Here is a 14,257-nt window from a genome sequence, read left to right on the forward strand (position 1 = left end):
TTTGGAGCTTGATTCTAAAAGTCTACAAAAATGAAACCAAATTTTAAAGATATTGATATTCACTCAGCCGGTTTTACATCGACCGATGTGGCGGGATGGGCTGAAAAAAACGAGATCAAAGCCGATTGGCTTACGCCGGAACAGATTCCGGTGAAGCCGGTCTATACGAAGGAAGACCTCCGGGACATGGAGCATCTGAACTATGCCGCCGGCTTGCCGCCTTATCTGCGCGGACCCTATTCCACGATGTATGTGATGCGCCCGTGGACTATCCGCCAGTATGCCGGATTCTCCACCGCTGAAGAGTCCAATGCTTTCTACCGTCGCAACCTCGCATCGGGACAGAAAGGGCTTTCGGTGGCGTTCGACTTGCCCACGCACCGCGGTTACGATGCCGATAACGAGAGGGTAGTGGGCGACGTGGGAAAAGCCGGTGTCTCCATCTGCTCGGTGGAAGATATGAAAATATTGTTCGATGGTATCCCGCTTAACAAGATGTCGGTGTCCATGACCATGAATGGCGCCGTGCTGCCTGTCCTCGCATTCTATATCGTGGCGGCGCAGGAGCAGGGAGCGCAACTCGAGGAGATGGCCGGCACCATCCAGAACGATATCCTGAAAGAGTTTATGGTGCGTAATACCTATATCTATCCGCCGGAATTCTCGATGAAGATCATCGCGGATATCTTCGAGTTTACCTCGCAAAAGATGCCCAAATTCAATTCCATCTCCATCTCCGGATATCACATGCAGGAGGCGGGTGCCACCGCCGATATCGAGTTGGCCTACACTCTGGCTGACGGTATCGAATATCTGCGAGCCGGCATCAACGCCGGCATCGATGTGGATGCCTTTGCTCCCCGTTTGTCGTTCTTCTGGGCTATCGGCATGAACCATTTTATGGAAATAGCCAAGATGCGGGCCGCGCGCCTGTTGTGGGCAAAGATCGTGAAGAGCTTCGGCGCCAAAAATCCCAAATCGATGGCATTGCGCACCCACTCACAGACATCGGGCTGGTCGCTCACCGAACAGGACCCGTTCAACAACGTGGGACGTACCTGTATCGAGGCGATGGCTGCCGCGCTGGGACATACCCAGTCGCTCCATACCAACGCGCTCGACGAGGCCATTGCGCTGCCGACCGATTTCTCGGCTCGTATTGCCCGTAATACACAGATCTATATACAGGAAGAGACGCAAATCACCCGCCAGGTCGACCCATGGGCAGGCTCCTACTATGTGGAATCAATCACACAGGAACTGGTGGATAAGGCGTGGAATCTTATCCGGGAGGTCGAAGAATTGGGAGGGATGGCCAAAGCCATCGAGACGGGCATCCCCAAGATGCGTATCGAAGAGGCGGCGGCACGCACCCAGGCGCGTATCGACTCGGGTGTGCAGGCTATCATCGGTGTGAATCGCTACAGGCTCGACCAGGAAGATCCTATCGATATTCTTGATATTGATAATACTGAAGTGCGTAAACAGCAGGTGGAACGCCTTAACCAGTTGAAGGCCAATCGTGATAACGAGGCGGTGCAAAAGGCGCTCGACGCCATCACCCGTTGTGTGGAGACCAAACAGGGTAACCTCCTCGAACTCTCGGTGGAGGCCGCGCGGGTGCGCGCCACCCTGGGAGAGATCTCCGACGCATGTGAGAAAATAGTGGGACGTTATAATGCGGTAATCAGAACAATTTCAGGCGTGTATTCATCAGAATCGAAAGGAGCGCCGACGCTCGAGAAAGCGCGCGCCCTGACAGACCAGTTTGCCCGGAAAGAAGGGCGCAGGCCCAGGATCATGGTGGCCAAGATGGGACAGGACGGCCACGACCGCGGAGCCAAGGTGGTCGCTACCGGTTATGCCGACTGCGGCTTCGACGTGGATATGGGACCCCTGTTCCAGACGCCGGCCGAGGCGGCCCGTCAGGCCGTGGAGAATGATGTGCATGTGTTAGGGGTCTCTTCCCTGGCTGCCGGACACAAAACACTTGTGCCGCAGGTGATCGAAGAACTGAAACGGCTGGGGCGTCCCGATATCGTGGTGATTGCCGGCGGTGTGATCCCCGCGCAGGATTACGATTTCCTTTACCGTGCCGGCGTGTCGGCCATCTTCGGGCCGGGAAGCTCCGTCACCGAATCAGCTTGCCAGATCATGCAGGTGTTGATGAATGAATAAGTAAGCCCGCGCTTTTTTATATTTACAGATCCGCTCCCCAAGCCTGTCCGGATCAGACAGGCCGGGGAGCGGATTGTTTTTTGTTTCGCTTAAGGTTTAATTCCCGACCGCTCACGGCGGAGAATAAACGCAAAGAAGATACAGGCTCTCGCCGTACCAGCGGGAGTGTGGTGGCGGCGCTGCGGAATTGCGGTTTTACATTTTTCCCCCGCCGCGCGAACTCACATGATCGATAACGGGGGCGATATTGAAATATACTCTCTCCACGCCGAATCGGTTTTCTCCGAGGGTTAGATAATTTATCTTTTTGCTTGAGAGGATTTTATCATTGCCACCAAAGTTGTAACCCAGAAAAGGAAGTATGTCGTATTCATGAGCCACCTTGATTACGTAAAACGGAGTTTTATCCGACATCCCGTCACCCGTGCCCGCGATAGCATTCTGCACAACACGCCGTTGTTGCGCCACTTTTTTATATTCTTCGGTATTGTTCTGTTGGGCATATACCAGCAGTTTGGCATTTAACGCGCGCAGGTTGAACGGATCTTCCAGCAACAGCGCATTGGAATATTCCAGTATATTGGCATAATCAGTGGTCGAGAACGATTTTTTCGATAATACTTCTGCCAGTTTGTTGTTATATGAGGAGGTGTCGACCGGCATGTATTGAGGCTGATAGATAAAACCGAAATAGAGATGCCGTCCTTCCTCAAGGGTCATTTTCTCGTCTCCGGCCATATATTTCTCCATCAATTTGGGATAATAGTAGGTGGAAGCCGGCTCTTTTATGTTTCTTTCGATCCGCGCGAAATCGGGAGCGCTGAAAAACTCTTCCTGCGCGTGTGCCGAAAATGCCACAGCCGCGATGAGTGTGAATATGGACAATAATTTTCGCATAGCTTTCTGTTTTCTGTGTTAGTAATCACGTTACAATGCAAATGTATTTTCTAAATTCGGTTTTAACAAAAAAAATTAGATAAGAAACCTTAATAGCCTTATAAAACGAGGATGGATGATAATGATAAGCATGACCTGCCAAAAAGAACCGAAACAGAAGTGATGCACTGCTCCGGTCCAAATTTGTTTCAGTAGGGGAAAAACGGTTATTGTTTCCCTGAGACGGTGACGCTTCGGTCGATCTTGGAGATGAGTCCTTGCAACACGCTGCCCGGGCCAAGTTCTACAAACTCGGTGGCGCCGTCGGCAATCATCTGCCGTACCGATTGTGTCCATTTTACCGGTGAAGTGAGCTGTGCGATCAGATTCTGCTTGATGGTGTGGGGATCTGTTTCGCCTGTGGTGGATACATTCTGGTACACAGGGCAGAGGGGGGCCGAGAAACGGGTCGATTCAATGGCATCCGACAATTCCACACGGGCAGGTTCCATCAGCGGTGAGTGGAAAGCGCCGCCTACCTTCAGGGGTAATGCGCGTTTGGCGCCTGCCTCTTTCATCAGTTCGCAAGCTTTTTCTATTCCACTATTGGAACCGGAGATCACGATCTGTCCCGGACAGTTGTAATTGGCGGGCACAACCACGTCATCGATCGACGCGCATATCTCTTCCACCTTTTCGTCGGGAAGCGCCAGGATGGCTGCCATGGTGGAGGGATTGGCTTCACACGCCTTTTGCATGGCCAACGCGCGGGCATACACCAGTTTAAGCCCATCCTCAAATGATAAGGCTCCCGCGGTTACCAACGCTGAAAACTCTCCGAGTGAATGGCCGGCAGTCATATCCGCCTGGAACTCTTCTCCCAGCGTTTTTGCCAGAATCACCGAGTGGAGGAAGATGGCAGGCTGCGTAACCTTTGTCTGTTTCAGGTCTTCATCCGTTCCGGCAAACATCAGGTCGGTGATCCGGAACCCCAGTATTTCGTTCGCTTTTTCAAATAACTCTTTCGCCAAGGGCGATGTTTCGTACAACTCTTTGCCCATGCCCACGAACTGGGCCCCCTGACCGGGAAATACGTATGCTTTCTTCATATGATTAAAACTAATTTAGTAGAACTTGGAACTTAGAACTTAGAACTTGGAATTTAGAACTTGGAACTTCTTTCGCGTATCTCCACCCGTCGGATCTTTCCGCTGATCGTTTTGGGTAGTTCATTTACGAATTCAATCAACCGCGGGTATTTGTAGGGAGCCGTTACCTTCTTTACATGCTCCTGGATCTCTTTGGCCAGTTCATCGCCCGCTTGCGCTTTATATTCTTCCGCCAGCACGATGGTTGCCTTGATGATCTGGCCCCTGATCTCGTCGGGTACGCCGGTGATGGCGCATTCCACCACGGCGGGGTGGGTCATTACAGCGCTTTCCACCTCGAAGGGTCCGATGCGGTAACCGGAACTCTTGATCACATCGTCGGTACGTCCTAAAAACCAGTAGTAGCCGTCCTCATCACGCCAGGCCATATCGCCCGTGTGATAAATATGATCCGCGTATACTTCCCGGGTAAGCGTCTCATCACGATAATAGCCTTTGAACAGGGAAAGAGGACGCTTTTCGTCGGTATAAAAGACGATCTCTCCCTGCTCCCCGTCTTCGGCCGAACGTCCGTCGTGTGTCAGCAGATCCATCTTGTAAAGAGGGTTGGGGACACCCATCGCACCCGGTTTGGGCTCTATCCATGGAAAAGTGATGATGGTCGGGGCGGTCTCAGTCTGCCCGAATGCCTCCATCATCTTGATGCCGGTCAGTTTATAAAAAGTCTCGAATACTGACGGATTGAGCGCTTCCCCCGCTGTGGTACAGTATTCGAGAGCCGAAAGGTCATATTGGGTCAGATCCTCACGGATCAGGAACCGGAAGATGGTGGGGGGAGCGCAAAACGAAGTGACTTTGTATTCCGATATCATCCGCAGCATATCCTGTGGGATAAAACGGCCGTCGAAGTCGTAGACAAAGATGCAGGCCCCCACGATCCACTGTCCATATAGTTTTCCCCATACCGCTTTGGCCCATCCGGTATCTGCCACGGTCAGATGCACGCTGTCCTCGTGCAGGTTATGCCAGTATTTGGCGGTAGTGATATGTCCTAAGGGATAGGTGAAATCGTGTGTCACCATCTTGGGTTGTCCTGTGGTTCCGGAGGTGAAATAGAGCAGCATGACATCGTCGTTATCGTTCACCCTCTCCGGCCTGACGAAAGGCGCCGCTCCTTCCACTCCCCGGTGGAAATCGATCCATCCTTCGGGAATGGTGCCGCCCACCATGATGCGGTGTTGTACCGTGGGAGATTGGGCCATTGCCAGGTTCACATGCTCAATCAGGTTGTTGTCCCGCACGGCCACGATAGCCTTTATATCTGCCGCATTGTTGCGGTAAACGATATCTTTGTCGGTCAGCAGGTGGGTTGCAGGGATCGCTATGGCTCCGATCTTGTGCAGTGCCAGGATGGCCGGCCAGAACTCGATGCTTCGTTTCAAGATAAGCATTACCATATCTCCTTTTCCGATGCCGATTGACTGGAAGAAGGAGGCTGCTTTGTCCGAGAGCGTTTTCAACTCGCCGAACGTCAGATCCCTGTGCGCCCCTTTGTCGTTAGTCCAGCAGAGCGCCCGTTTACCGGGGTTTGTCCGTGCCCATTCATCCGTCACATCATATGCGAAATTGAAGTTCTCAGGCACTGAGATTTGATAATTGTCAATAAAATCCTGCTGCGAGGTGAATGAGGTTTTCTTTACAAATTTTTCTAACATGATAGCCTGATTATAGCGTCGAGACCCCTGGATTGGAAGGAGCATGACGGTTGGAGGAAAATATTTTGTCTCACCATTGATCACGGGTATAAGATCACGGCAAGGAACTTTACCGGCTTGTCGTTGAGCGCTTTCATGCCGTGCGGCAGCGACGAATCGAAATAGATGCTGTCGCCTTCTTCCAATACCAGATTCTTGCCGTTGATGTGTAACATCATGCTTCCTTCCAACACCATATTGAATTCCTGTCCCGCGTGGATATTTTGGTAGAAATCGGTCTCCATGGACTTGGGTTCTACCGTGACGACGAAAATTTCCGCCACATTATTGGTGAAACCTGAAGTAAGCGATTGATACTTGTAGGCCGAAACTCTTTCCACGCTTACACCTTTGTCTTTGCGGGTGATAAAATAGGAATTCATGCGGGGCTCCGTGCCGAACATCAGTGTCCCCAGATCCACATTGAACTCCCGCTCGATCCGCTGTAAAAACGAGACGGAGATGTCTTTCTCACCCGCCTCAAATTGCAGGTAATCGTCCGTGTCAACCTCTAATCTGTGAGCCATCTCGTCGGGGGAGAGGTTGACCGCGTCGCGCAACCCTTTTATCCGTTCGCCTATTTGTCTAATATCTGTTGTCATCGCTGTGCATGTATGAGTGTTGATAGATATGTGAAAACGTGAAACAAAAATAATCTTTTTTGTTTATACAAACAAATAGAGGCTCAGTGCCATAATCGCCATGCCAACCGTCAACCCGATAATGGGAGATGGCGTTCACCCTATTCCCGCGGTGGGTGACCATCTATGATGGTTTTCATAATTTCCTGGTGAATAACACCGTTTGAAGCGACCAGTTCTTTGTTGAAAAGGTAATTATCGCCTCCGGAAAAGTCGGTGCATCTTCCGCCCGCGCATTGCAGGATGAATGCTCCGGCGGCTACATCCCATGGTGAGAGGCCGCTATGAAAGTAACTGTCACATACGCCTGCCGCCACGTAACAGATTTCCAGCGCGGCCGATCCCTTAATGCGGAAACTGCATTGGCGGAATTGCCGCATGGCATTCCTGAGGATCTGTTCACCCCTCTCATCAAGGCTGTACGGAATGCCGAAGCCGATATAGCTGTTGACCAGGGTGGAGTGACCGCTCACTTTTATCGGATTATCGTTCAGAAAAACCCTTCCCGCACCGGTGGCAGAATACATCTGCGCGGCCGGCGGATCATATACCACACCCAGGATGATTTCATTTTCCTTCATCAAGGCGATACTCACCGAGAAAGGAAAGTCGCCGTGTACATAATTGGTGGTGCCGTCCAGCGGGTCGATGATCCATGTGTGCTCCTTCTGTTCAAACGCCACAGTCTCCTCTTCGGTGAGGAACCCCGCTTCGGGAAGTAACCGGCTTAACCCCTCTACTAGCCGGCTCTCCGCCTCTTTGTCGATATAGGTCACATAGTTACGGGTGCCTTTTAGCTCAATGTCCCTCTTACGCAGGAGGGTTTGTTCCGTTTTCAGATATTCCCCCGTAGAGCGGGCAAGTTCTTTCACCTCATTGCAAAGTTTTTCCAAATCCATATTGTGTTTTTTAGAATCAAGACCATTTTAAATTCCCGATTCGAAATTGTCAAATCATAGGGTTGTTGAATCAATAAGTCATCCATTGTCCATCGTCAATCATTCGGGAACATCGAATCCCACCAGCGGGAGTCATCTTTCAGCCATTTGGCAAACCAGGCATAGATGGCGTTATTCCAAGCGATCCGCTTGTCGTAATCATAGATAGCATGGTTTTCCCCTTCCACCTGGATAAACTCCACCTCCTTGCCGAGCAGTTTCAAGGCGTTGTACATTTGGATGCTTTCGCCGATGGGAACATTGGTGTCGGCTGTGCCATGCAGCAGTAGCAACGGCGTGTTGATCTTGTCGGCGGAAAAGAGCGGACTTTGTTTCACATAGAGGTCGGGATTGTTCCATGGATAACTTCCCGCGCTTGCCCCTGCGCTGTAAGAGTAGCCCCAATATCCTTCACCCCAGTAACTGGTGATGCTGCTGATCCCGGCATGCGATACCGACGCGGAAAACAGGTCGGTTCGGGTGATCAGGTACTGCGTCATAAATCCGCCGTACGATGCGCCGATATTGCCGATTTTCGTTCCGTCCACAAAGGGGTGGGAGGCTACGAACGCTTTGGTTCCTTCAATGATCTCCTCGGCAGTTCGGTCGCCCCAGGCATTCACATGGCGGGCAGAGAACTCCTGTCCGTAGCCGGTAGTTCCGCTCGGTTGCAGCGTGTAGACCACATAATCCTGCGCGGCGTAGACATGTAACGGATAAGTGCTCTCAAATGTTCGTGAGGTAGGGCTGGTCCCGCCATAGTAATAAACGATCAGGGGATATTTCTTCTTCGGATCGAAATGGGGAGGCAGATAGTAACGTCCTTCGATCACGTCGCCGAAAGAACTGGTGAATTGCCAGTCTTTCACTTCTCCTAATTGCAGTTTGTTCAGTCGTTCCGCGTAAGGATCGGATATCAGGGTCGATTCCATCGTCTTCAGGTTCAGCAGGTAACTGCGGTTCGAATTCGATGTGCTTACCCCTGTATAAGTCGCCCATGCGGTATTTTCGGCAATATTGAATGAGCGGATCACATCCTCTTTGAGCGGTAGTTTGTCGAACTTTTTCCGTCTCGGATCATAGCGGTACATATTTGCGCGGTCACCCTCTTCCACGCGGTAATAGATATATCCGTCGTGCGCGTTCCATTCCTGTGCGTGAATGGCAGGATCGAAGTTTTTGGAGACCGGTTCCACCTGCCGGGTGGCCAGATTCATGATAAACGACTGTGTGTCGTAGCTGTTGGCAATCTGCCCCTCTTTGATATGAAGGCCGATACCTCCGAATGCCTCGGGAGCGCCGTGGATCAACAGTTGTTTTCCGTCGGGTGAAAACTGGGCGGAGTAGGCGTACCTTTCATTTTTCCAGATCGTATCCACCTCCATGGTCTCCAAATCCAGCATATAGAGCGAACTTCTGCGGAAAGGACGCTCCTGGAGATATTCTTCAGAAGTTGAAAAGAGCAGCTTCTTCACATCGTCGGTCACATCGTTGAGCGAAGCCGTTTGCCGGCCAAAGGTGAGTTGTTGGGTGAGACCCGTGTCGAAGAAATAGCGGTATAAAAAATAGCGGTCACGGTAACCCGGCAGCCTGTCGTCGATCCCCAGCAGCCGTTTCAATCCTCCGGGGTTGCTGATGGTAATGCTTTCCTTCGTGGAGAAGAAAACCGATCGCTCATCGGGCGCCATATGGAAATTCTCTTTCGGTAATCCTTCGGCCATGATTTCAGTTTCTGCTGTGAGCGGATCCAGCCTGTAGAGTGTTCGTCGGCCGTTGTCGTCGGTTACAAAATAGAGCAGGTCTGATTTTGGCATCCAGTTCAGTTGTGCCCTGACACCCGGCTCCGAAAGGATCATCCGTTTCTGCTTGGCATCATATATCTCTGTATAACTGCGGCTATTCCCTCCGGACAACGTCTCACGCAGGTTTAGCAGCACGAATCGGCCACTGGGGGAAATCGACGAGCCATTTACCCTTTTTCCTTCCACTATATCTTTGATATTGATCCTTCGGTTGTCTATGTTATTGAATGTATAGACGAGCAGGGAGTCCTTTTCGTCAGGCTTCAGTTCAATCTTTAAAGCGGGATCTGCCTTATACTCTGCCGAGGTGAGCATCTTGATGATAATACGCATGTTGTTCGCCGGCCCGTTCAGGTTCGTATCCACTGATCCTGACTGGTGCAGGCTGTCGTTCACCTGTGTTTTGGTTGCCCGTTTCACGTTATCCACCCACAATTCCAGCGGGTTGGGCGATGTTATGGTGAGCTTCCCTTTGCCATAACGGTCACCGGTGACGAAGAAAGAGAATAGTTGCAATGCTTTTCCCTGTTGTGGTTTTGTCAGATTGAAAAATCCGGCCGTGTCCGGGGTCAGCTCTTTGGTGAACCGTTCCTGTGCCGGAAAGGAGACCGGATAGGCGAGTAGCTTTTCATCCGAGAAGGTGGATTTGTCGAGGTTTGTACTATCCAGCATTACCGGTCTGTGAACCGGAATCGGATCGAAAGAATAGATCCTGTCCGGCATCAGCGGCTGCTGCGCCTTTGCGCTTGTCACCAGCAGTAACCCGCTGATGATGTGAAAAAAACAATGTCGTTTCATATTTAGAGCATAAAGAGAATATTTGATTAGCCATCAATCATCACATCAATCAATCATTGAATTATCACGCCAATTTGTCACTGTGCCAAACAAAATGACCGTCGAATGCGCCCTGCCAGTCGGGTTCCTTTTCAAAAAGACCGAATACCGACGAGCCTGATCCGCTCATGGAAGCATATACCGCCCCCATTTCATAAAGCTGTTGTTTGATCCTGCAAATTTCGGTGAATTTTTTGAAAACAGGAAGTTCGAAGTCATTCTTCAATAGCTCTCTCCATGTTTCGGGTGGTTTCCGGATAATATCTCTCAGCGGTAGATCGGGTTTTCGAGGGGTGATCATCGCGTAAGCCTCTTTGGTGGAGACCATGATGTCCGGTTTCACAAGGATAAGCGTGTAGTCGCTCAAGTCCATCTCTATGGGTTCCAGTTCGTCGCCGGTGCCTGAAGCAAAAGCGGGCCGGTTCAGGATGAAGAAGGGGCAATCGGCACCCAAACGGGCGGCACGAAGCATCAGTTCCTCTTTTGAATACCCTAAGTCGAAAGCCTCGTTGAGCAGCCTGAGCATACATGCCGCGTCGGAGGAGCCGCCACCCAATCCCGCGCCCGGGGGAATCTTTTTGAGAAGGTGGATGTCTATTTCCGGCAGCTTTTTCTCAGTGGCTATCAGGTGCAGCGCTTTGACCGCCAAATTATTTTCCGGTGACCCCTCGATCGGGATGCCGGTTTGGAAAAAACGGTACTTGGCGGCAGACGGTCTCTCGCCCGCCGTTGAGCCTGTGCTCGCGCTCGACTGCGGAACCCCGGCAGCCCCTTTCACCCCGGGCTCCACTGCCGGGATGATCTCCAGGGCATCTTTTAACCCGACAGGATAAAAAATGGTCTCCAGGTTGTGATAGCCATCTTTTCGGCGCGAGACAACGTGGAGCCCTAAATTGATTTTTGCGTTGGGAAAACAGATCATTCGCCTATGCTTTAGCTTGCAAATATAGTATTTCTTTTTTTATTCTCAACTGTCGATTTCACATTGCGCAATTGCGGGCTACGGATGGAGTATTTCGGGTTTATCTGTATGGCAGCTTACACAGATCGATTGCAAGACCGAGTCCAAGTCTTTGAATCCTTTGCAGTTTACATACCAATACTATTTCCCCGGTTCTCAAGGCAGCCTGATAAAGGAAACAGAACAGTTCTTGTCTTCTTATTTCGCGAGCGGGTCAATAGCCAAGCCGGTATACATGCGCGGTAAATTTATCAGGAACCGTTTCAATGACGGGTTGGTCACCTTTCCCGGAAATTACAGCCCCTATACGGAGATCGGTAAAAGGATCATCACAAAATGGCCTTTCAAGTACACGCATGAATTGTATGGGAGCAATTGTGGTCCGGATAATGATATCCTGATTGCGCCGGGGCTTTCCTTTTTCAACCAGATGCATACCATCAAGACCGAAGACGGATTTCAGACTATTTCTGCTGTCGATGTGAACGGCGACGGAGTAGACGAGGTCGTGAAAGTGAATTTCCACGGCGTGAATGCCTCCGCCAATGCGTCCAGGCCTTACCAGGTGACGATGCTTACCCCCACCGGAACGGCGGTGCCCGTAAGGGAGCAAAGCGTCACCTACACTTCGTATCAACGCCCCAACAACATTACGGAAAACGGTATTACCGCAACATTTGCTTACAATGCCGGAGGAGAAAGGGTGAAGATGCAGGTGGCGCAAGGTGCGACGGCGCTGTTGACAAGGTACTACATTGGTAAAAAATACGAACTGGATGCGCAAACCAATACGGAACGCCTTTATTTGGGCGGCGATGTTTATTCCGCCCCGGCGGTATATGTAAAGGAGAATAATGTTTGGAAAATTTACTACATTTTCATAATGTAGGATGCGCCTCGGAAAAACTCAAACAAGTTTGGTTTTTTTCTTGGCTTTCAGTGATCCCAAAACAACAGCATCGAGAGGCTGTATCTGGCTGGCGATGTGTATTCTGCTCTAAAACTCAAACGCCGCCCGCACTCCCACCTGTCTGAATCCGGTTTTGTGGAATGAGGTGAAGATGCCGGCATTGAAGAAACGGTTGCCGATACCATATCCGAGTTCGGTATAGGAGACGATTTGCGGAGTATATAACTGACTCAGGTAAATTCGTTCATTCTCTGCAAAGTCGGAGACGAATGGAATATTTTTCAGTATCAGGAAAGGAGCTTCGAACATGGTATGGGCTTGAATGTATGAGTCGGAGGCGTTATACAGGTCGCGGCTCAACAGGTTGAAAATGCCGCCCAGACCGTCATTCCAGTTTTCGGGGAAATTGCTTTTGGAGAAATAGACAAAGTCGGCGAAATACTCGGTTTTCTGGTTGATGAATTTGCCCGCGCCCACATGATATTGGAAAGAGTGCATCAATCCGAACGGGATATTCTGGCTGATATCGAACTCAATGCGGTCGTATTCTGTTGTGCTCCCAAGAATATGCTGGAAACTTCGGGATAACTCCAGCTTGAAGGTCGGAAAGGGTGACCGTTCATAGATTTTCTGGCGCCCGTCATACCGGTAATATTGTCTGGGAGTCCAACTGATACGGATAAACGGGGCAAATGATTTCCTGGTGCCGAACAGGCCTTCTATCGGTTCACTGTCGGGGGTGGTAGAGCGTAGTTTGCTTATGTTGTCCTTGCTTTTCCTGATATGGTAATCGATGCCGGTGTGTAAAAGTAACCCGTTGGTCATTTCGTAGGTGTTGAAGAGTTTCAGGTAATAATCCCTGTAGTAGTTCACAGAGATATCCTCGAAGTTGATCCCCCGCTTATTGAGGCTATCCTGTATCTGGTCCACGAAGAGGGAGCTGTAAGTCGGATTGCCGTTCCCTATGGAAATGGTGGCACTTCCCAGCCGGAAAGGGTCATAGTTCCACGTGGTAGTCACGTCGGTCAAGAATTCCTTGGATCGGAACATATATCCTGCGAAAGCATTCATCTTCACGGTGCGGTTTCGTTTCAGGTCGAAATTAAAAGACAGTTTCTGGCGGTAGGTCACACCGTCTCGTGAGGTATACCCGACCATCAGCGGATTCAACAGCCCCGAATAACCTATTGCCGTCGAGCGGTACTTATAGTTGGAGTTCATCACCATCCGCTGGGCTACTTGTTGCGCAATATTCGGGCCGCGCAGTGAATCTCCGTTGGCCTTCCGGGCAGTTTCATCTGCCTGCCGCCGCAGATGTTGTGCCATCACATCCTTTTCTATGGCTTGCAGAGGTATGGGACGCCGCTCGTTCCAGAAGGCGGAGTCCCTCTGTAACGGTACCGAGTCGAGTCTTATCTTATAAAAGTCGCTGATATTGAGGGAACGCACCGGTTCCATGGTTCGCCTCAACTGTATTTCCTTATAGTCGATGGTGGCAAGGTGCCTGCTTGCCAGTACATTTCCCAAATAGGAAGATGTCCCATAAATAGTGAACTCCACGGGTAAATAATGAGTGACCCAGTCGTCTCCCATCGTTATCTCGAACGAAAAATTGGAGAAAATATCAATCCCTTCACCCATGAAAAAAATCACGCGCCAGCTTCCCTTCTCAATAATAAAAGTGCCTTTCAGGAGTTTGCTGTTTTCATAAATGGGACTGAAGTTGATGCTGTAATAGGTTTTTTCATTTTCGATAAAGGTGCGTGTCAGGCTGTAGCGGTAGTATTTTGAGGTTTTGAACCGGATGGGCATGAAAAAACTCTCATCATTGGTCGTTTCACCGTAAATATTGATATTCAATAACTCGAAAGGGATCATTTCTATGTCTTTCCTGCCGGTAAGCGTGCCGGTCACATGCCGTACATCCTGGACATAGTTATTCGGGTAATCGAATCGTAAATCGCTGATAGTCTCAATTAAAGCTGTATCATTGTGAGGATCGTGCAGCACAAAATCGGGAATAAGATGAGTGTATTTATAGAGAAAATTCTTTTTCAGCGTTTCCACATAAGTGCGCGTATATACTTCCGCTGAAAAACTCTCTACCAGATCGTTATATTTTTCAGCCGCACTCATTGCCCTCCTCATAATGGTGTCCACCGGCAGCTCGTCGGCTAAGGCGAAATTCTTGAAGGAAGCAACTAACAGAAACAGGATGTACAGGGTGACTTTCCCTTTCATTTATTACAAG

10 protein-coding genes are annotated in these 14,257 nt (G+C 50.3%); 2 read left to right on the plus strand and 8 right to left on the minus strand.

All coding sequences use genetic code 11. From position 1 onward, the window contains the following. Nucleotides 1–30 precede the first annotated feature (30 nt). Complete coding sequence (scpA, locus tag D7D25_RS10910; protein WP_122968987.1) at nt 31–2,178, plus strand: methylmalonyl-CoA mutase; 2,148 nt, start codon at nt 31–33, stop codon at nt 2,176–2,178. Between the two features lie 195 nt (nt 2,179–2,373). On the opposite strand, the gene D7D25_RS10915 is transcribed toward scpA, so the two are convergent. From D7D25_RS10915 to ispE, 7 genes are all read right to left on the minus strand, one after another. Next, nucleotides 2,374–3,075 (minus strand): DUF4919 domain-containing protein, encoded by a 702-nt coding sequence (locus D7D25_RS10915; RefSeq protein ID WP_122968988.1) that lies wholly within the window; start codon nt 3,073–3,075, stop codon nt 2,374–2,376. Nucleotides 3,076–3,281: 206 nt separating this feature from the next. After that, on the minus strand, nt 3,282–4,163 hold the full coding sequence (gene fabD / locus D7D25_RS10920) for an ACP S-malonyltransferase (protein ID WP_122968989.1): 882 nt from the start codon (nt 4,161–4,163) through the stop codon (nt 3,282–3,284). Nucleotides 4,164–4,216: 53 nt separating this feature from the next. Continuing rightward, a complete protein-coding gene (locus tag D7D25_RS10925) occupies nt 4,217–5,878 on the minus strand; it encodes an AMP-binding protein (protein WP_122968990.1) in 1,662 nt (553 codons plus the stop codon). Nucleotides 5,879–5,958: 80 nt separating this feature from the next. After that, nucleotides 5,959–6,519, minus strand: a complete 561-nt coding sequence (locus D7D25_RS10930) for a helix-turn-helix domain-containing protein (RefSeq protein ID WP_122968991.1) — start codon at nt 6,517–6,519, stop codon at nt 5,959–5,961. A gap of 140 nt (nt 6,520–6,659) precedes the next feature. Then, a complete protein-coding gene (locus D7D25_RS10935) occupies nt 6,660–7,457 on the minus strand; it encodes an inositol monophosphatase family protein (RefSeq protein ID WP_122968992.1) in 798 nt (265 codons plus the stop codon). Between the two features lie 95 nt (nt 7,458–7,552). After that, nucleotides 7,553–10,096: a S9 family peptidase gene (locus D7D25_RS10940; protein WP_122968993.1), complete on the minus strand. Its 2,544-nt coding sequence runs from the start codon at nt 10,094–10,096 to the stop codon at nt 7,553–7,555. 64 nt (nt 10,097–10,160) lie between these two features. Continuing rightward, entirely contained in the window at nt 10,161–11,057 is an 897-nt protein-coding gene (gene ispE, locus D7D25_RS10945; protein WP_122968994.1) for a 4-(cytidine 5'-diphospho)-2-C-methyl-D-erythritol kinase, read from the minus strand. A gap of 160 nt (nt 11,058–11,217) precedes the next feature. Between ispE and D7D25_RS10950 the strand changes: the two genes are divergently transcribed. Next, a complete protein-coding gene (locus D7D25_RS10950; protein ID WP_148038912.1) occupies nt 11,218–11,985 on the plus strand; it encodes a hypothetical protein in 768 nt (255 codons plus the stop codon). A 108-nt stretch (nt 11,986–12,093) separates the two neighbouring features. Here D7D25_RS10950 and D7D25_RS10955 read toward each other — a convergent pair whose 3' ends face one another. After that, the gene (locus D7D25_RS10955; RefSeq protein WP_122968996.1) at nt 12,094–14,247 is read right to left on the minus strand and encodes a DUF5686 family protein; all 2,154 of its coding nucleotides are present in this window, start codon (nt 14,245–14,247) and stop codon (nt 12,094–12,096) included. Nucleotides 14,248–14,257 lie beyond the last annotated feature (10 nt).

Origin of the sequence: Proteiniphilum sp. X52 (assembly GCF_003712195.1) — a bacterium.
In the GTDB taxonomy this organism is placed as follows: domain Bacteria; phylum Bacteroidota; class Bacteroidia; order Bacteroidales; family Dysgonomonadaceae; genus Proteiniphilum.